This window comes from Streptomyces rhizoryzae, from assembly GCF_023155275.1.
Taxonomy (GTDB): domain Bacteria; phylum Actinomycetota; class Actinomycetes; order Streptomycetales; family Streptomycetaceae; genus Streptomyces; species Streptomyces rhizoryzae.
In genome coordinates this window covers 1-18287 of record NZ_JALMUV010000066.1, presented here as the reverse complement: position 1 = coordinate 18287, position 18287 = coordinate 1, and the positions used below count along the sequence as shown (strand labels likewise).

The 18287-nt window shown below is 75.2% G+C and carries 18 protein-coding genes and 1 pseudogene; 12 read left to right on the top strand and 7 right to left on the bottom strand.

The annotated features are described in order from the left end of the window. Positions 1-61: 61 nt before the first annotated feature. The 6 genes from MUU72_RS32785 (at position 62) to MUU72_RS32760 (ending at position 4450) form a co-directional block, all read left to right on the top strand. Entirely contained in the window at positions 62-622 is a 561-nt protein-coding gene (locus MUU72_RS32785; RefSeq protein ID WP_248017108.1) for a (2Fe-2S)-binding protein, read from the top strand. Further along, positions 622-1335, top strand: a complete 714-nt coding sequence (locus MUU72_RS32780; protein ID WP_248017095.1) for an SRPBCC family protein — start codon at positions 622-624, stop codon at positions 1333-1335. Before MUU72_RS32785 ends, MUU72_RS32780 begins: the two co-directional genes overlap by 1 nt. Next, positions 1332-1982, top strand: a complete 651-nt coding sequence (locus tag MUU72_RS32775; RefSeq protein WP_248017094.1) for an isochorismatase family protein — start codon at positions 1332-1334, stop codon at positions 1980-1982. The genes MUU72_RS32780 and MUU72_RS32775 overlap by 4 nt, the downstream gene beginning before the upstream one ends. Before the next feature lie 83 nt (positions 1983-2065). Continuing rightward, a complete protein-coding gene (locus tag MUU72_RS32770; RefSeq protein ID WP_248017093.1) occupies positions 2066-3010 on the top strand; it encodes an alpha/beta fold hydrolase in 945 nt (314 codons plus the stop codon). A gap of 53 nt (positions 3011-3063) precedes the next feature. Continuing rightward, complete coding sequence (locus tag MUU72_RS32765; protein WP_248017092.1) at positions 3064-3576, top strand: MarR family winged helix-turn-helix transcriptional regulator; 513 nt, start codon at positions 3064-3066, stop codon at positions 3574-3576. Positions 3577-3658: 82 nt separating this feature from the next. Continuing rightward, positions 3659-4450, top strand: coding sequence for a maleate cis-trans isomerase family protein (locus MUU72_RS32760; RefSeq protein WP_308403911.1), 792 nt, complete (start codon positions 3659-3661; stop codon positions 4448-4450). A gap of 91 nt (positions 4451-4541) precedes the next feature. On the opposite strand, the gene MUU72_RS32755 is transcribed toward MUU72_RS32760, so the two are convergent. Next, entirely contained in the window at positions 4542-5162 is a 621-nt protein-coding gene (locus MUU72_RS32755) for a TetR/AcrR family transcriptional regulator (RefSeq protein ID WP_248017091.1), read from the bottom strand. A gap of 154 nt (positions 5163-5316) precedes the next feature. On the opposite strand from MUU72_RS32755, the gene MUU72_RS32750 reads away from it, so the two are divergent. Further along, positions 5317-6339: a glycoside hydrolase family 113 protein gene (locus MUU72_RS32750; RefSeq protein ID WP_248017090.1), complete on the top strand. Its 1023-nt coding sequence runs from the start codon at positions 5317-5319 to the stop codon at positions 6337-6339. A gap of 82 nt (positions 6340-6421) precedes the next feature. On the opposite strand, the gene MUU72_RS32745 is transcribed toward MUU72_RS32750, so the two are convergent. Then, positions 6422-7105 carry a flavin reductase family protein gene (locus MUU72_RS32745; RefSeq protein ID WP_248017089.1) on the bottom strand — a complete coding sequence of 228 codons (684 nt, stop codon included), beginning with the start codon at positions 7103-7105 and terminating at the stop codon, positions 6422-6424. A gap of 850 nt (positions 7106-7955) precedes the next feature. Then, on the bottom strand, positions 7956-8939 hold the full coding sequence (locus MUU72_RS32740; RefSeq protein WP_248017088.1) for an AraC-like ligand-binding domain-containing protein: 984 nt from the start codon (positions 8937-8939) through the stop codon (positions 7956-7958). Between the two features lie 393 nt (positions 8940-9332). Between MUU72_RS32740 and MUU72_RS32735 the strand changes: the two genes are divergently transcribed. Further along, the gene (locus MUU72_RS32735) at positions 9333-9470 is read left to right on the top strand and encodes a hypothetical protein (protein ID WP_248017087.1); all 138 of its coding nucleotides are present in this window, start codon (positions 9333-9335) and stop codon (positions 9468-9470) included. A gap of 99 nt (positions 9471-9569) precedes the next feature. Here the strand turns inward: MUU72_RS32735 and MUU72_RS32730 are convergent, their stop codons facing one another. Further along, entirely contained in the window at positions 9570-10076 is a 507-nt protein-coding gene (locus MUU72_RS32730) for an Lrp/AsnC family transcriptional regulator (RefSeq protein WP_248017086.1), read from the bottom strand. A 68-nt stretch (positions 10077-10144) separates the two neighbouring features. Here MUU72_RS32730 and MUU72_RS32725 point away from each other — a divergent pair, with 68 nt between their 5' ends. The 3 genes from MUU72_RS32725 to MUU72_RS32715 all read left to right on the top strand — a co-directional run bounded on the left by MUU72_RS32725 (position 10145) and on the right by MUU72_RS32715 (position 13109). After that, positions 10145-10870 (top strand): RBBP9/YdeN family alpha/beta hydrolase, encoded by a 726-nt coding sequence (locus MUU72_RS32725; protein ID WP_308403909.1) that lies wholly within the window; start codon positions 10145-10147, stop codon positions 10868-10870. A gap of 269 nt (positions 10871-11139) precedes the next feature. Next, positions 11140-11991, top strand: a complete 852-nt coding sequence (locus MUU72_RS32720) for an MBL fold metallo-hydrolase (protein ID WP_248017085.1) — start codon at positions 11140-11142, stop codon at positions 11989-11991. A 344-nt stretch (positions 11992-12335) separates the two neighbouring features. Beyond that, entirely contained in the window at positions 12336-13109 is a 774-nt protein-coding gene (locus tag MUU72_RS32715) for a PE-PGRS family protein (protein ID WP_248017084.1), read from the top strand. Between the two features lie 240 nt (positions 13110-13349). Here MUU72_RS32715 and MUU72_RS32710 read toward each other — a convergent pair whose 3' ends face one another. Continuing rightward, entirely contained in the window at positions 13350-13610 is a 261-nt protein-coding gene (locus MUU72_RS32710) for a zf-HC2 domain-containing protein (RefSeq protein WP_248017083.1), read from the bottom strand. Positions 13611-13659: 49 nt separating this feature from the next. On the opposite strand from MUU72_RS32710, the pseudogene MUU72_RS32705 reads away from it, so the two are divergent. After that, a pseudogene (locus MUU72_RS32705) lies at positions 13660-14220 on the top strand (sigma-70 family RNA polymerase sigma factor); the annotation flags it as partial. 611 nt (positions 14221-14831) lie between these two features. On the opposite strand, the gene MUU72_RS32700 reads toward MUU72_RS32705, so the two are convergent. Next, positions 14832-15398, bottom strand: coding sequence for a copper chaperone PCu(A)C (locus MUU72_RS32700; protein ID WP_248017082.1), 567 nt, complete (start codon positions 15396-15398; stop codon positions 14832-14834). After that, positions 15395-18082 (bottom strand): heavy metal translocating P-type ATPase, encoded by a 2688-nt coding sequence (locus MUU72_RS32695; protein ID WP_248017106.1) that lies wholly within the window; start codon positions 18080-18082, stop codon positions 15395-15397. Before MUU72_RS32695 ends, MUU72_RS32700 begins: the two co-directional genes overlap by 4 nt. Positions 18083-18287 lie beyond the last annotated feature (205 nt).

Genomic DNA, 18287 nt, shown 5'->3' with positions numbered 1-18287 from the left:
GCCCCCATCCGCCGACGCCGCCCCCGGGGCCGCGCCCCCGACCGGTTGCGAGCTCCAGCTGATGGTCCTCGACGTCAACGGGGAGCAGCACGAAGTGATCACCGAGCCGCGCCGCACGCTGGTGGACGTGCTCCGCCACGACCTGCGGCTGACCGGCACCCATGTCGGCTGCGAGCACGGCATCTGCGGCGCCTGCACGGTCCTGCTCGACGGCCGGCCGGTGCGGTCCTGCCTGATGTTCGCCGCGCAGGCGGAAGGGGCCGCCCTCCGCACCGTCGAATCGCTCGCCCCGGACGGCGCCCCGACGGAGGGCCCGGAGGAGGGCCCGGAGGCCGGTGCGCAGGCACCCCCGGCCCCCGGTGACCGGCTCAGCGACCTCCAGCAGGCGTTCCGCGCGCACCACGCCCTCCAGTGCGGCTTCTGCACACCCGGTTTCCTGATGCTCGCCGAGGGCTTCCTCGCCGAACGGCCGGACCCGGACGAGGCCGAGATCCGCGAGGTGGTGGCCGCCAACCTGTGCCGGTGCACCGGCTACCAGCCCCTGGTGGCGGCGATCGCGCAGTGCGCCGCGGCCCGGCGCGCCGCCCGGGAGAACCGGTCCGCCCAGCGGAAGGAGCTGTGATGCGGCTCAGCAACTCGGTGCCGGTCCCGGCGCCGCCGGACGCGGTGTTCGCGCTGGTCAACGACGTGGAGCGGGTGGCGTCCTGTATGCCGGGCGCGGTGCTGGACGGCCGGGACGGCGATGCCTGGCGCGGCCGGGTGCGGGTCAGGGTCGGGCCGGTCACCGCGGCGTACGCCGGGACGGTGCGGTTCCTGGAGACCGACGCGGCGAGCCGGCGGCTGCGCGTCCAGGCCCGCGGCGCCGACGCCCACGGCAACGGCGACGCCGAGGCGGAGGTGACGCTGGCCGTCGTCGAAGCGCCGGACGGGGCGCGGCTGGAGCTGGTCACGGACCTGGTCATCCGCGGCAAGCTGGCGCAGTTCGGCAAGGGCGCGATCGGGGCCGTCTCGACCCGGATCCTGGAGCAGTTCGCCCGCAACCTCGGCGGCCTGCTGGACGGGGAGCGCGACGGCGGGCCGGCGGCCGGGCAGCCCGGGCCCACCCCGGCGGCACCGGCTCCCGCGCCCCGGCCCGGGCCGCGGGAGGCGCCCGCGGCCGCCGGAACGGAACTGGACGGCCTGGCCGTTCTGGCCGGGCCCGCCGCCGGGCCGCTGCTGGCCAAGTACGGTCCGCTGGCCGCGGCGTTCGCGGCCGGCGTGTTCGAGGGCTGGCTGCTGGGGCGGCTCGCCGGGATGCGCCGGGAGCTGAGGACACTGCGGCGGGGGCGGTCATGAGCCACTACGGCGCGGCCACCGACCGCACGTACGAACGGGCCGGGTTCGGCGCCCCGGTGCGGCGCGGCCGGCGCCCCGCGCTCCTCGTCGTGGACCTGACCCGCGGCTTCACCGAGGACCGCTTCCCCACCGGCGCGGACCTGAGCGGGGTGGTGGCGGCCACCGCCCGGCTGATCGAGGCGGGGCGCCCGGCCGGCGTACCGGTGGTCTTCACCGCGATCGCCTACACCCCCGCCGAACTCTCCGGCGACCACGTCACCTGGCTGCGGAAGGCGCCGGGACTGCGGGCCCTGCGGGAGGGCAGCGAGGCCGTCGCGGTCGATCCGCGGCTGCCCCGCCGGGAAACCGATCCGCTGGTGGTGAAGAAGGGCGCCTCGGCGTTCTTCGGCACCTCGCTCGCCGCTCTGCTGACCGGGCTGGGCTGCGACACCGCGGTGGTGTGCGGCGCGACCACGAGCGGCTGCGTACGGGCCACGGCGGTCGACGCGGTGCAGTCCGGCTTCCCGGTCCTGGTGCCCCGCGAGTGCGTCGGGGACCGGGCCGCGGGCCCGCACGACGCGAGCCTCTTCGACCTCCAGGCGAAGTACGGCGACGTGATCACGCTGGCGGACGCGGTCGGCTACCTGGGCGGGCTGCCGGCCCGCTGACCCCGCCGCCACCCGCCCGCTCCCCTTGTATCCCCTCCCCTCCCCTCCCCTCCCCTCCCCTCCCCTCAGGAAAGGTGTCCGCCATGCCGCAGCCCCAGCGGTCCGACCCGTACACCCCGCCCGCCCCGGACGTCCCCGCCGCCCCGCCCGCCCGGTCCGTGCTCCAGGCGGCCCTCGCGGACCTGGCCGAGGTGCCCGCCACCAGCCGGTGGGTGCGCTCGGGCACGGTCCGGCTGCACGTCCTGGACTACGGCGGCGCCGGGCCCGCGCTGGTGGTCCTGCCCGGCATCACTAGCCCGGCCGTCACCATGGACTTCGTCGCCCGCGAACTGACCGATCTGGTCCGGCCGTTGGTGGTCGACGTGCGGGGGCGGGGGCTCTCGGACGGCAGCGGGCCGGGGGAGGCCGGGGAGGACGCGGACGGCGGCGGGACGGGCGGCTACGGGCTGGAGCGTTACGCCGAGGACACCGAGGCGGTCATCGAGGGGCTCGGGCTGGACCGGCCGCTGCTGTGCGGGCACTCGATGGGCGCACGCATCGCGGCGGTGGTCGCGGCGCGCGGCACGGTCGCGGTCCGCGGCAGCGTCCTGGCCGATCCGCCGATGAGCGGACCGGGCCGCGGCCCGTACCCCACCACGCTGGAGACCTTCCTGCGGCAGCTGGCGGAGGCCGGGCGGGGCACGGACGCCGACGAGGTCGCCCGGTCGTGGCCCCGCTGGCCGCGCCGGGAGCAGGAGTTGCGGGCGCGGTGGCTGTCCAGTTGCGAGCGGCGGGCGGTCATCGCCACCCACCGCGGCTTCGAGACCGAGGACTTCTTCACCTGGTGGCCGCGGGTGACCGGCCCCACGGCGCTGCTCTACGGCGCGCAGAGTCCGGTGGTGACGGCGGCGGGGGCCGCCCGGGCGCGGGCGCTGCTGCCGTCGGCCGCGGTGACCGAGGTCCCGGACGCCGGCCACATGCTCTTCTGGGACAACCCCCCGGCGGCCCTCGACGCGCTGCGCGCGGCACTGCGCCCGATGCTGGCGTGAACGGGTCGCCCATCCGCGGTGGCCGGCCCGGCCCACCGTGATTGAGTGGCCCCATGGCTGACGAGACCACTCCCTCCGCGCCCGGGCCCGCCGCGGCCCCCGTTGGCGCCGCATCCGGTACGGCGATCCCGCATGCCCTGACGGCCGCGCCCGGCTACCAGGTGCGCCGGCTCTACCAGGCGTATCTGGCCGTGTGGGTGCGCGCGGTCGATCCGACGCTGACCGGTCCGCAGTTCGCGGTGCTGACCGCGGTGGACGCGGCGCCGGGGCGCGACCAGCGGTCGATGGCGTCGGCGGTGGCGCTGGACACGTCCACGATGGCGGATGTGGCCCGGCGGCTGGAGACCCGGGGCCTCATAGTCCGCCGTGCCGACGCCGCCGACGGGCGCCGCAAGCTGCTGTTCCTGACCGCGGAGGGCGAGCGGACGCTGCACGCCGCCCACGAGCGCGCCCGGCGGCTGGACGAGCGGCTGCTCGCACCGTACGAGGCGGAGCGGCGGACCGAGGTGATGCAGCTGCTGACGTCCCTGGCCGACCACTGGGAGGGCCTGGCCGGGGAGTTCTGACCGGCCCGGCCGTCCGCACGGGTACCGGTCCCCGCCTGTCCCGCGTACGCCCCCGTACGCCCGGAACGTCCGAGGAGGACCCGTGACGGATCGTCATGTAGGGCTGATCGTGCCCAGTTCGAACCTGACCATGGAGACCGAGCTGCCGCGGATGCTGCGCGACCGGGAGGCGCTCTTCCCGGAGGACCGGTTCGTCTTCCACAGCAGCCGGATGCGGATGCGGCACGTCACGCCCGAGCAGTTGCGGGAGATGAACGCCCAGACGGGCCGGGCCGCGCGGGAACTCGCCGACGCCCGGCCCGATGTCGTCGCCTCCGCCTGCCTGGTCGCCATCATGGCGCAGGGGCCCGGCCACCACTGCGCGGCCGAGGCGGAGATCGCGGAGGTGCTGCGTGCGCAGGGCGCGGCGGCGCCGGTGGTCTCCAGCGCCGGGGCGCTGCTGGACGGGATCGCGGCCCTGGGCGCCCGCCGGGTCGCGCTGGTCACGCCGTACATGAAGGAGCTGACCGCGCTGGTCACCGCCTACCTGGAGGACGCCGGGGTGGAGGTGGTGGACGCGCTGAGTCTGGAGGTGCCGGACAATCTGGCGGTCGCCCGGCTCGATCCCGAGGCGCTGCTGGAGCACTGGCGGCGGCTGGACCTGCGGCGGGCGGACGCGCTGGTGCTCTCGGCGTGTGTGCAGATGCCGTCGCTGGCCGCGATCCAGCCGGTGGAGGACGCGGCCGGGCTGCCGGTGCTGTCCGCGGCGACCGCGACCGCCTACCGGGTCCTGGGCGCCCTGAGCCTGCCGCCCCACGTCCCGGCAGCCGGCCGCCTCCTGAGCGGCGAACTGCCCGCCGCCACCGCTCGCCACGCGAACCAGTCGGCCCCGTAAGGCAGTTGGGCCGGCTGCGACCGGCCGGTGCTCGACCGCCGGCCCCGGGGCGGCGGCCGGTCCGGGGGCGGTGCCCGGTCCCGTTCCGGTGTCAGGCCGGTGGCGTGCCGCGGCCGCGCACCAGTGGCAGGTACACCTCGTCGACGATCTCGACGAGGACCTCGTCGGGGGCGGTGGGGGTGCCGCGGACGACGAATTCGTTGCGCAGCAGGGTCATGGCGACGGTGGCGACCCGGGGATGGAGGGCCTCGGGGGAGGCTTCGCCCCGTGCGATCGCGCGTCCGAGGATGGTCAGCCAGGGGGCGGCCGCCGCGTCGCCGGACTGCTCCTGGAGCTGCGCCAGGAGCTCCGTGGCACCGCCCGCGGCGGCGAAGAGTTCGCGCAGGATCGCCCCCTCGGGGGAGCTCCAGTAGCGGTTGGCCCGGCGCAGCCACTCCAGGACGTCGCCGCGCAGACTGCCGGTGTCGGGCGGCTGGACCGTCGTGGCGAGCCGGCGGTAGGCGGCGACGGCGAGGGCGAGGCGGTTGGGCCAGCGGCGGTAGAGGGCGTTCTTGTTGGTGCCCGCGCGGGCGGCGACCTTGTCCATGGTCAGGCCGGCGAACCCGGACTCGGTGAGTTCGTCCGCCGCCGCGCGCAGGAGCGCCTCCTCCAGGGCGGCCCCGCGCCGCCGCGTCTGCCCGGCGCCCGGGGGGCCGATCGGTCGTTCCGGCATGGCTCCTGCTCGCTGTCGAACGCTGCGTACCTTCCGCATTTGACCACTTGCCCGACCCCTCGGCAATTAGGGTACGGTCGGTACCGTAAGTGGTACCGTCAGCAGTATCGTCATCAGCACCGCCGGCACTCTCGAACGAAAGAGGACGCAACGCATGCGCGCCAAGGGCATCAGCTACGACACCGGTTTCGTCTCCCACGGCCACCGCGGCCGGGCGCGGTTCGACGCGGAGGTGGTGCGGCGCGAGCTGGCGATCATCCGCGACGACCTGCACTGCACCGCGGTCCGCATCATGGGCGGCGACCCGGACCGGATCGAACGCGCCGCGGAATGGGCCGCCGACCTCGGCCTGGAGGTCTGGTTCTCCCCCTACCCGCTCGAACTGACCGCCGAGGACATGCTGGCGCTCTTCGCCGACTGCGCCGAGCGTGCGGAGCGGCTCAGGCAGCGCGGGGCCGACGTCGTGTTCGTCACCGGTGCCGAACTGAGCCTGATGAACAAGGGGTTCCTGCCCGGCGACAGCACCGAGGAGCGCGTCGCGCTCCTGAGCAGCCCCGAGCGGGTGCGCGAGCACATAGGCCCGGCCGGCGCCAAGGTCAACGCGTTCCTGGCCCGGGCCGTGGCCGTGGTCCGCGAGCGCTTCGGCGGCAAGGTCACCTACGCCGCCGTCCCGCTGGAGAACGTCGACTGGACCCCGTTCGACTTCATCTCCCTGGACCTCTACCGGTCCGCCGAGATCGCCGACCGGTTCGCCGCGGGCATCCAGCACCTCGTCGCCCAGGGCAAGCCGGTGGCCATCACCGAGTTCGGCGCGGCCGGCTACCGCGGCGCCGGCGACCGGGGCGCCCGCGGCCTGGAGATCGTCGAGTACGACGGTGACACCCGCGCGCCGCTGCGGCTCGACGGCACACACGTCCGGGACGAAGCCGGTCAGGCCGCCTACCTGCGCGAACTGCTGGAGGCGTTCGACGCCGGCGGCATCGACAGCGCCTTCGTGTTCACCTTCGCCCTCTACGACTTCCCGCACCGCCCCGACGGCGACCCCCGCGACGACCTGGACCTGGCCAGCTACGGCATCGTCAAAGTCCTCGAAGACCGCACCGGGACCTCCTACCCCGGCCTGCCGTGGGAGCCCAAGGCCGCGTTCACCACCGTCGCCGACCACTACCGCGGCTGAGCCGGCTCCTGGGGGTGTCCGTAAAGTCGCGTCGTTCGCCCGGAGGGCGGCCGGGCGAACGACGGGACTTTGCGGACACCCCCTAGCCCGCGTGAGCCGCCTCCGGCGGCCGGGCCGTCCGCGCACGCGGTGTGGCGGAGCGGTAGGAGTGGCCGAGTTCCGGGCCGAGGCCGAAGTAGTGCCGGAAGTTGTAGAGGAGCGGGCTCCACGCGGCCGGGTCGATGTGATCGGTGCCGGGGACGACGATCCGCGGGTCGGCGTGCACCTTCAGCACCTGCGCTTCGACGAGGAGGAAACCGGCGGAGGCGTCCGGCCGGATCCGCTCGGCACGTGCCTCCAGTTGGAGCGGGCACCCGTCGACGCGCGGTGGCCTGACCGTATGGGACGGGCGGCTCCTCAGCCGCGCCGCACCGAACTTGTCCGGCTCGAAGCGGCAGCCGTCGGGTTTGCTCGCGGGGACGGGATGGCGGCCGGTGAGCGGTGCCAGGCGTTCCACGGCTTCCCACTGGCCGGGGGCGGCGACGTTGATGACGAGTTCGGGGCGGGCGGCCAGGTTGTGCGCGGTCCGGCCGTCCGGGCCGAGGCCGAGCACGACCACCCGTCCCAGCGCCCACGCGGAGGAGTTCGGCGCCAGGTTGGCGGAGGCGTCCGGGTTCTCGGTGGACAGGAGCACCACGGGGGTGCCGAAGTACAGCACGCTCGGCTCTATGGAGACCCAGGGGTCGGGGTCGGAGGCGGACCGGGCGGCAGGCTCAACGATCTTCATGACCGCAACGTAGGGGCGGCTCGTTGCGGCGGACGCCGAAGCCTTCTCGCGGTACGGGCCCGGAAGAGTACGCAACCCGCAGGCTGCCGCCCGTCGCACACCCACCGCCACCGCTCCCCCTCCCAAGAGGGCTACCAGCGGTGGAGGGCGCCCCGCCGCTCGGCGGAGGCCGAGCGGCGGGGACGGTACCCGGGCGTGACGCCTTGCCACCGCCACCGGAGCACAGTGGAACCCGCCGACGACCACCATCGGCCGGGGAGTTGCGAGGCAGGAGCAGAGATGGGGAAGCACTCGGTGACGCCGGCGGCGGCGCGGTGGGCCGTGGCCCTGGGCGGTGCGGCCGCCGCGCCTTATATCGCCGCGAAGACGTACTGGGCGTGCGGCGGCCGGGCGGGGCTCGCGGACGGTTTCGACGTGGTGGGCGAGTTCGAGAGGAACGGTGCCCCCGAGGCGTTGGTGTGGCTGGAACACCACGGCATCGACTTCACGGCCGTGCTGGCACTGACCGGAGTGGTGCTGGCCTGCGCCCTTGTCCGGCCATGGGGGCGGCGACTCCCCGCATGGCTGCTGCTCGCCCCGGCCTGGGCGGGCACGCTGTTGATCCCCTACGGCCTGCTGACCGCTGTCCTCGCCGCCACCGGCAACGACGGCGGCGGGCACGCCGCACCGTCGATCACACCCTGGGTGGTGCCCGCCGGGGTCGGCGCCTTCGTCGGTATCGGGACGGCCCTGGCCGTCGGAGCCTGGTCAGGGGGTGGGGCGGCCCGGTCAACCCCAACTGTGGTCCAGTTCGGAGCGGTTGGGGCTTTCCCGTTCCCTTGCTCCGGCGGGCCCCGGCCCGGGAACGCCGCTACCGTGGTGCTCGGTCCGTGCGCTGGCTGGCGGTGCGGTAGTCGCTCGGCGTCATGCCGGTGGCGGCCCGGAAGGCGCGGGTGAAGTCGGACGCCCTGGCGTATCCCCGGCGCAGGGCGATGGCGGCGATGGGGACGGCGCGCTGGGCGGGGTCGGCCAGGTCCCGCCGGCACAGGGCGAGGCGCTGCTGCCGGATGACGTCGCCGACGGTGGTGCCGTGCTCCTGGAAGACGCGGTGCAGGTGGCGGGGGGAAATGAAGTGCGCCGCGGCTATCGCACCTGGCGTCAGGTCGGGATCGTGCAGATGGACGGTGATGTAGGCGTTGATCCGCTCGAAAAGGACACGCTGCCGCGACCCAGCCGGGAGCAGCGTCTGCCGGTCGGCATGGTGTGCGAGGAGCGCCGCCACCAGGTCGAGCGCCGTGTTGCCCAGTCGCACGCCATCGGCGGGCGTGGCGTCCTCGTGCGTCTCGACGAGGCCGGTCAGCAACTGCCCCAGGAGTTTCCCCAGGCCCGTCCGTCCCGACAGCCGCATCCCGCACAGCGGCGCCACGGCCGTCTCGGGCAGCGGCAGCAGCCGCCTGGGGAACTGGAGCAGGACGGCCCGTGCACCGCCGGTGCCCGGTTCCACGGCGGCGCTGAACGGCCGCGAGCTGTCGTAGATCACGAGGTCGCCGGTGCTGAGCGGAGCGTGCCGCCCGGCCTGTTCGATGCTCTGGCGTCCCTGGGTGATCAGCGCGAGCTGGTACAGCTCGGGGTCGGACTGCCGGATCAGCCGCGGCGTGCGCCGGGACGCCAGCGGCGTGTACGACAGCACCGACAGTTCGGCAGGCCCGAGCGCCATGGTCTGGATGCTGGCCGTACCGCCGGGCTCGCGGAAGCGGACCTGCGTCCGCACCAGGGCCTGCCCGGTGCTCTCGACCCAGGCCGCCAAGCGGTCGGCGGGTGGCAGGTGAGCGGTGTCCAGCACTGTGGTCAGCATGATGTCCCCCGTGTGGCCTGATGGCGCGCATGCGGCGGCAACGGCCCGGCCCCCGGCGCGGTACCCGATCCTCGCCGGTGGGCAGCGGCCCCGGACAGTGCGTTGTACGCCAAGTTGGGTGCGCTCCACGCTCACGACGCGACCGGTGCCGGGACGGAATCCTGCGAGGGCAAGCCGGGGGTGACCCGTCGGAGGAACGAGCCACCGGGACCGTGACCGTGAGCGGTCCGGGCCGGTCGCACCGACGGCACGGGACCCCCGGGCCCGTACGACAGTCCGATGTTGAGGTGTCCGGTGACGCACGGAGCGGTGACGCATACGGAGCGGTGACGCATACGGAGCGGTGACGCATACGGAGCGCGCACCGGACGCACCTCGGAGCGGGAGAGACCGATGAGGCACACCACCAGCCGTACCCGGATCCGGCGCACCGCCCTCGTGGCGAGCGCGCTGCTCGCCACGGCCCTGGCCGCCGGCACCGCCCAGGCCACCGCCTCGGCCACCGGGCAGCAGAAGTCGGGCGCCCGCTGACGGCGCCGAGCCATGAGGGGCGGCCCTCGGGGCCGCCCCTCGTCTCGTTCGCGGCGGAGGCTCCGGGGCGGGGCCGGGGGCCGGGGCCGGGCCCGCGGTTCAGGGGGCGGCCGGCGAGGGGTCGGTCAGGGGTTTCGGCGGATAGGCGCGGAGCACCAGCGAGGTGGTGACCGGGCCGAAGCGGGCGAGGGCGTCGACGACCTCTTCGAGCCGATCCGCCTGCGGGCAGTGGACGTCGAAGAGGAGGCAGTCCTCGCCGGTGACCCTGAGGGTGGCGGCGATCTCGGGGGTGCGGGCGGCGAAGTCCAGGGCGCGGGACAGCTGCGCGTGCGTGGTGCGCAGCCGGATCACCGCGTGGATGTTCAGGCCGAGCGCCACCGGGTCCACCACGGCCCGGTAGCCGGTGATGACGCCGCTCCGTTCCAGCCGCTGGATGCGCGCGCTCGCCGCGGGCTGCGAGAGCCCGACGCGCCGCCCCACCTCGGCGCCGGTCAGCCGGCCCTCGGCCTGGAGCAGGGCCAGGATGTCCCGGTCGATCCGGTCGAGTTCGGGTGATTCCCTCGTTGCCCGCACCGTCTTCTTTGATATCACTCGCGCCGCCGTCATCGTGCCGCTGCTTCCCGCAGAATCTGCGTCAGGTGCCCCCGGGAGAGCGGGGCCTGACGAAGGAAACGGTGGCAGATGTGGTCGCGTTCGTCATCATCCCCGGGATCGACGGCTCGGACGAGCGGCACTGGCAGAGCCGGTGGGAGCGGCAGTGGCAGCGCCGGCCGGACTCCTCGGCGGTGCGGATCGCGCCCGCCTCGTGGTCCCGGCCGGACCTCGGCGACTGGGTGGCGGCCGTCGGCACGGCGTACGGCGAGGCGGCCCGGCACGGCGACCGGGTGGTGCTGGTGGCCCACAGCCTGGGCTGCTGGGCGGCCTCCGCCTGGCTGAGGAGGAACCCGTCGAGCCCGGTCGGCGGGGCGTTCCTGGTCGCACCGCCGGATCCCCGCGGGCCGGCGTTCCCCCGCACGGCGGCCGCGACGTTCCGGACGGTGTCGGCTCGGCCGCTGCCGTGCCCGGCCCTGGTGGTGGGCAGCAGCGACGACCCCTACTGCACGCCCACGGCGGCCGCCGACTTCGCGGCGCGGTGGGCGGCGCGGTGGCACCTCGCGGGGCCGTACGGGCACGTGAACTCCGCCAGCGGCCTGGGCGCGTGGCCCCACGGCCGTGCGCTCCTGGACGTGCTGGTGCGGCGGGGGGCGCACACCGGGCGCGGCTCCGGCGGCGACCGCCCTTCCGCCCGCTCGCCGCGCTCTCGCAGCTTGGGAACGGGACCAGCCGCCGCAGCTCCGGGAGCGGCCCATGAGGGCCTCGCCGCCCTCCGCGCCCGTTACGAGCCCGGCAACGGCAGCTGACGGCCGGTCATCGGCCGCTCGGTATCGGCTGATCGGTCATCGGCCACTCGGTCATCGGCCCAGGCCCAAGGGCCGAGCACGGGCACGTCCGCGGGCGGAAGCACGCGGCCCCGGCTGCTCCTGGGCTCCGGTCGGTGACGACACGCCCTCGCCATGGACCGGTGGACACCGACAAGCGACGCCGACAATCGACACCGACAAGCGACAGCCGCCCGTCGTCATCCACCCCGGTCGTCCACCAACCGTCAATCACCACCCGGGAGGTTCCCATGCCATCGTCGAAACGGCGCTTGCCGGTCCAGGGGCAGCAGCTGCCGATCTGCCGCACCTGCGGGGTGCAGTACGCCCAGCCGCGCGAGGACTGCCCGATCTGCCTGGACGAGCGCCAGTACGTCGGCTGGGACGGCCAGCAGTGGACCCACCTGGCCGAGCTGCGGGACGAGGGCCGCCGCGGGCGGCTCCAGGAGGAGGGGCCCGGGGTCGTCGGGATCGGCACCGAGCCCTCCGTGGGGATCGGCCAGCGCGCACTGCTGATCCGCTCCCCCGCCGGCAACGTACTGTGGGACTGCCTGGGCTACCTCGACGACGAACTCGCTGCGGAGATCGAGCAGTTGGGCGGGATCAGCGCGGTCGCCGTCAGCCACCCGCACTTCTACGGCGTGATGACCGAGTGGGGCCGCGCCTTCGACGTCCCGGTCTACGTCCACGCCGCGGACCGCGCCTGGGTCGCCCGGCCCGACCCCGTGGTCGAGTACTGGTCCGGCGACACCCACCGGATCGCGGACGGCCTGACGCTGATCAACGCGGGCACGCACTTCGCCGGCGGCACCGTGCTGCACTGGGCGGACGACCCGGAGGGGCGCGGCGCGCTGTTCAGCGGCGACATCTTCATGGTGGTGGCGGACCGCCGGTGGGTCAGCTTCATGTACAGCATCCCCAACTTCATCCCCGAGCGGCCGCGCACCATCCGCCGCGCACTCTCCCTGGTCGAACCCTATGAATTCGCGCGCATCTACGGGGCGTTCTGGGGGCGCGTGGTCACCGACGGCGGCTCGGCGGCCGTCCGCCGCTCCGCGGACCGCTACCTGCGCTTCGCCCTGGACGACGAACGGCCGCGCTGACCGCGATTCGTCGGCTGCGTCCGCTCGGCCGGCGCCGCGCCGCCCGCGAGCGGCGGCGCCCGGCAGGCCGGGGGAGGTGCCTGCCGTGGTCCGGCCGCTGCTGCTCCAGGCGCGGGACCGCCGGAGTCGCTCCAGGTGGCGGCGGAGCGGGCGGAGGCGGCGCACCCGGACGGCGGGGCGGGGTGTCGGGGGACAGGGCCGGGTGTCCGGGGGCGGGGCCAGGAGTCCGGGGGCGGGGCCGGGCGCTCGGGCGGCATCCGGTCACGTCCTGGCCCCGTGCCGGTCGTGTGCCGGTTGCGCCGGTTGCGCCCCTCCCGGTTCCCTTCGCGGGGCGAGGTGCGACGATGGGGCCTGTCATGGATGCGGGGCACGTTCTCAGGGGGCTGCGCGCCGCGGTGTTCGCGGCGGTCTGCGTGCTCCTTGCTGCGCTCGGGCACGCGGTGATGTCGGATGCCGCGGTGCCCGGCTGGATGCTGCTCGCGGCCGGTCCGGCCACGATGGCCGGGGCCTGGTTCGCCACCGCCCGCGAACGCGGTCCCCTCCTGGTCGGGTTGCTGACCGTCGGCACCCAGGCCGCGCTGCACAGCGCGTTCTCCCTGGGGCAGGCGGTGGCCGGCGCCGGCCAGGACCACGCCTCCCTCGCCCGCGCGTGGGCCCGCACCTGGCTGTGCGGCGCCCAGGGGCTCTCCGTCGCGGACATCGACGCGGCACGGGCGGCGTCCCCGATGGGCGCCATGGGGCCTATGCCCATGGGGCCTATGGGGTCGATGGGGTCGATGGGGTCACTGGGGCCAATGGGGTCGTCGGCGCCGATGCCGCACGGCGGGATGCCGATGGACATGCACGGCAGCGCCACCGGCATGCTCGCCGCGCACCTCCTGGTCGCACTGCTCAGCGCCTGGTGGCTGTGGGGCGGTGAACGGGCGGCGTTCCGGCTCGTCCGGTGCGTGTCCGCCTGGCTGTTCGCGCCCCTGGTGCTGGTACTGCGGGCGGTGCTGCCCACCGTCCGCCCGGCCCGGCGCCCCGCCCGGCAGGAGCCGCGGTGCGCGGTGCGGCAGTTGCTGCTGGCCCATGCGATGTCCTTGCGGGGTCCGCCGCGTGGACCGGCTGTCGTCTGACAGCACGGTCGCATTCCCGAGCCGGTACGACGGCCGGGCGAACGGGGCTGCCGCCTCGCGCCCGGTGTCCCGGCTCCGACGTCACCGGTCGCCCGCGCCGTCGCGCGGTGGCCGGATCACGCGAAGGACTCCAGAGGACTCCAGATGATGATTCCTGTCCGGATGCCGGTGGCGCCGCCGCCCGCGTCCGTTCCCAGTCAGCGGGCAGTCCGCGGCGGGCGCCCGGCGCTCACCGGCCGCTCAGCCCGCCCGTCGTCCCGGCCGGAGCCGGGCGAGCAGCGCCTCTGCGGAGCCCGGGCCGCCGGCGGGGGGCGGCACGTCCCCCTCCGGCGCGCACGCGCTGCCGAGGGCGGCGTCGAGCGCTCGCGCGCGGGCGTCCCATCGGCGGCAGTCCTGGCAGCCCGCGAGATGGTCGTCGAGACGGCGGGCGGTCAGCCCCGGAGGCAGCGCCTCGCCGTCGAGGCGGGCGGACAGTGCCGTACGGATGCGCGAGCAGAGCATGCCCCCATCCTCCCCGAATTGGTCCGTACCGGCGAGGGGCGGTTCCGGCATGCGTGACGACGAGAGGGTGACCGGCTGGGCGCTGGCCGCCCGGGACGGCGACGACCGGGCCGTCGAGGAGTTCGTCCGGGCCACCCAGCTCGATGTGCGGCGGTATGTCACGCACCTCAGCGGTGAGGCCCAGGCCGCCGACGACCTGGTGCAGGACACGTACGTCCGGGCGCTGCGCAGCCTGCCGCGGTTCGAGGGCCGTTCGTCGGCGCGGACCTGGCTGCTGACGATCGCCCGGCGGGTGGTCGCGGACCGCATCCGCACCCACGCGGTCCGGCCGCGGCTGTCGGCGACCGACGACTGGCAGTCCGCGGCCGAACGGGTCCAGCCGCGCGGCGTCCCGGGGTTCGAGGAGGGCATCGCGCTGGCCGATCTGCTGGCGACGCTGTCGGCGCAGCGCCGGGAGGCGTTCGTCCTGACCCAGCTCCTGGGGCTGCCGTACGCGGCGGCGGCCGGGGTGATGGGCTGCCCGGTGGGCACGGTCCGCTCCCGGGTGGCCCGGGCCCGGGAAACACTGATCGCGCTGCTGGCGGAGGCGGAGTCCGAAGCGGAGGCCGGCGCAGAGGCCGGGACCGGAGCTCGGGGTGGCACGGGCGCCGGGGCTGACGCCGGGGCCGAAGTCGGTGCCGGGGTGTGGGCCGGGGCCGGGGGTGGTTCCGGGGCCTCGGGTGGTGCCGGGGCTGGTGTGCGGTCCGGCGGTCGGTCCGGGGAACGGGCCAGGGAACGGACCGGAGCGCGGGCCGGGGAACGGTTCGAGGCGGGGCAGCCGGGGGCGGGGGGCGCCGCGGCACGCGGTGTACCGCACCCGCACCAGAGGACGGCACCCGGGCAGGGGCCGAGCGAGCTGCGGCCGCGCCGGCTCGCCACCGCGCTGGCCTGACCGGCAGGACGCGGCGAAGCGCGGGGCTCATGGGCGGACGGTGTTGCGCTCATGGGCCCCACGGGGCTACCGGGGGGACGGCGCCTGCGGTGAGGCGGGGGCGACGGTACGGAACGCCGCCCGGCCGGCCTCACCCCGCGAGTGCCGCGGGCCCCTAGGGGGCTCCCCCGACCGCCCCCTGCGGGAACCCTGATCGCGATTCCAGGGCTTTCCCCGATCCTCAACTCGCCTGCGGCTCCGTACGGTTGAGACATGAACCGACAGACCCCCCGCACTCGGCACTCACCGGGCTACTGGCCAGGGCGTACGGCCCGGGCCCGGACGGTGAGGGGCGGGCTGTCACGGAAGTGGAGGATGAAGGTGAGACGGTCACCGGGCACGAGCCGGGGCGGCGGGCTGACCATGATGTCGAGGGTGGTGGGCGACATGGCGAGCGCCCCGCCGGCCGGGACGGTGGCGCCCTGGACCATGGACATCGACCGGGCGTTGCGGCCGATGGCGATATCCCGGCTGAGCATCGCGCGGTGACCCGGCGGGCCGGTCACAGCGGTCAGCACGTCGTCCGCGGCGCCGGTGTTGCGGATCGTGAAGAACGCCGCGGTCGCGTCGTTCCCGGCGGGGATCAGCACCCGCCCCTCGGCCGCGGTGAGCCGGGCAGGGGCGCCGGCGTTGCCGGTGGTGGTCCAGGCAGTGAGGGTGCCCAGGGTCGCCAGACAGGTCAGGACCGGCACGGCGATATCGACCAGGCGTGCGCGGTTCCGAGTCCGGCTTCGGTTGCTGCTGACGTTGCAGTTGCTGCTGATGTTGCGGTTGCCGTTGACGTTGCGGTTGCCGTTGACGTTGCGGTTGCGGTTCATGCGGTGCCCCAAGTGGTGCTGCCGTGCGCGGGGTTGGCCGGCCGTCGGCTGCTCCGGGCGGCGGCGGGTGGCTGCCAGGCGCGGAGCCGGAGGCTGTTGCCGACGACGAGGAGGGAGCTGGCGGACATGGCGGCCGCCGCGAGCATCGGATTCAGCAGTCCGACGGCGGCGAGCGGCACGGTGACGAGGTTGTAGCCGAAGGCCCAGAGGAGGTTGGTACGGATGGTGCCGAGTGTGCGACGAGCCAGGCGTACGGCATCGGCGATGGCCTGGAGGTCCTCGCGGACGAGAGTGACATCGGCGGCGCCGATCGCCGCGTCGGTCCCGCTGCCCATGGCGATGCCGAGGTCGGCGAGGGCGAGCGCCGCCGCGTCGTTGACCCCGTCACCGACGACCGCCACCCGGCTGCCCTGCTCCTTCAAGGTCGTCACCAGCGCGGCCTTGTCCTGGGGGGTGGCTTGGGCGTGGACTTCGGTGACGGCCAGCTGCCGGGCCACCGCCCGGGCGGTGGCCGCGCGGTCGCCGGTGGCCAGTACGGGCCGCAGGCCCAGTCGGCGCAGATGGTCGACGGCGCGGTATCCGTCGGCCCGGAGGGTGTCGCCGATGGCGATGACGGCTTCCGGCGTGCCGTCGATCGTGACGAGGACGGGTGTGCGTCCTGCGGACCCGGCCGCGCGGACGGCGTCCGGGAGCGGTTCCGGGAGGCCGGTGAGGTCATCGGGCGGTCGGACGACGGTCACCATCCGCCCGTCGAGGGAGCCGCGGACGCCGAAGCCGGGGGTGGCGGTGAAGTCGCGGACGGCGGCGGCCGGTGCGAGCGCCCCGCCGGGCGCCCGGTCGCGGGCGTACGCGGCGATGGCGCGGGCCACGGGGTGCTCCGAGCCCTGCTCAACGGTACCGGCGAGCCGGAGCACGTCGTCCGCATCGCGACCGCCGTCCCGTGCCGTCAGGTCGCTGACGGTCATCCGCCCGGTGGTCAGGGTCCCGGTCTTGTCGAGGACCACGGTGTCGATCCGGCGCAGACGTTCCAGTGCCCGGGGACCGCTGACCAGGATGCCGAGCTGGGCGCCGCGGCCGGTGGCCGCCAGCAGCGCGGTCGGGGTCGCCAGGCCCAGCGCGCACGGGCAGGCGACGACGAGTACGGCGACCGCGGCGGTGATCGCGGCCTGCGGATCGGCCCCGGCACCGAGCCAGAAGCCGAGTACGGTCACCGCGATGGTCAGGACGGCGGGCACGAAGACCGCGGCCACCGCGTCCGCCAGACGCTGGGCCTGGGTCTTGCCGGTCTGGGCGTCCTCGACGAGCCTGGTGATCCGGGCGAGCTGGGTCTCCGCGCCCACGGCATCGGCCCGTACCTCCAGCAGGCCACCGGAGTTGACCGCACCGCCGATCACCTCCGAGCCCGGCCCGACCTCGACCGGGTGGCTCTCGCCGCTGATCAGGGAGAGATCCAGGGCCGAATTGCCGGTGAGGACGGTGCCGTCGGTGGCGATGCGTTCACCGGGCCGGACCAGGAACCGCTCGCCGACGCGGAGTTGCCCCACGGGGATTCGGCGCTCGGCGCCGTCCGCCCCGCGCACCGCAACGTCCTTGGCGGCCAGCTGCGCCAGGGAGCGGAGCGCGGCGCCGGTGCCGTAGCGGGCGCGGGCCTCCATCCGCCGCCCGGCCAGTACGAACAGCGGTACGCCGACGGCGGCTTCCAGGTAGAGGTGCGCGGAGCCGTCACCGGCCGTGGGCAGCAGACTGAACGGCATGGTCATCCCCGGCGTGCCGGCCCCGCCGAGGAACAGCGCGTAGGTGGACCAGCAGAAGGAGGCGGCGACACCCAACGAGACCGCAGTGTCCATGGTCGCGGCACCGTGCCGCAGACCGCGCAACGCACGGAGGTGGAAGGGGGCCGCACCCCACACGGCGACCGGGGCGGCCAGCACGAAACAGAGCCACTGCCAGTTGCGGAACTGCCACCCCGGCATCATCGACAGGGCCAATACAGGAAGGGAGAGCAGCGCGGTCACGAGCAACCGGCGGCGCTCGGCACGGGAGCCGTCGTCACCACCCGCCCCATCGCCCTCAGAAACTTCGCTGTCCACGACGACGCCACCGGCCTCGCCGCCCCCGACGATGTCACCGGCCTCGCCGTCCTCGACGGGAGAGCGCGCCTCGCGGGGTTGGCCGACGGGGAGACGGCCGGGGGCGCGGACTTCCGCAGGGGACGCCTGCGGGCGCTCGGACGGGATGGGGAGTCCGGTGGGGTGATGTGTGGGTTCGGCGGGCGCGACGGACCCGGCGGACGGGGCAGGTTCGGTGAGCCCGGCGGATGGGGCGGGTTCGGTGGAGGGGGCAGGTTCGGTGGGCTCGGCGGATGGGGCGGGCTTCGCGAGATCGGTGGGATGAGCGAGCTGGGCGGCTTGGGTGGGCTTCGCAGGATCGGTGGGGCGGGCGGGCTTCGCGGGCCCGGGGGCCTGGGCAGGTTCGGCGGGAGCGATGGGCTGGGAGGCTTGGGCTGGCTCGCGGAGTCGGGCGGTGAAACCGGCGGCCTCGATCGTGGCGATGAGTTCGGCGACGGGGACCGACGCGGGATGGGTGATCCGGGCCCGTTCGGTGGCGAGATTCACCGCGGCGGTGACGCCTTCCAGCCGACCGAGCTTCCGCTCCACCCGGCCCACGCAGGCGGCGCACGTCATCCCGCCGATGCTGAGGGTGGTGGTGCGACTGGCGCCGTCCGCCGGAGAGCCCCCGGCCGGGCGGGGCGCGGGGTGGTGGGGCGGGGGGTGGTGGGCGGTCAACGCCGTGCTCCTTGCGTCGGGGAGACCGGGGAGGGGCCCGGGGCCAAGGCCAGGGTGGAGGCCGGTGCCGAGGCCAGGGCCGCGGCCACGGCCGGGAGGGAGG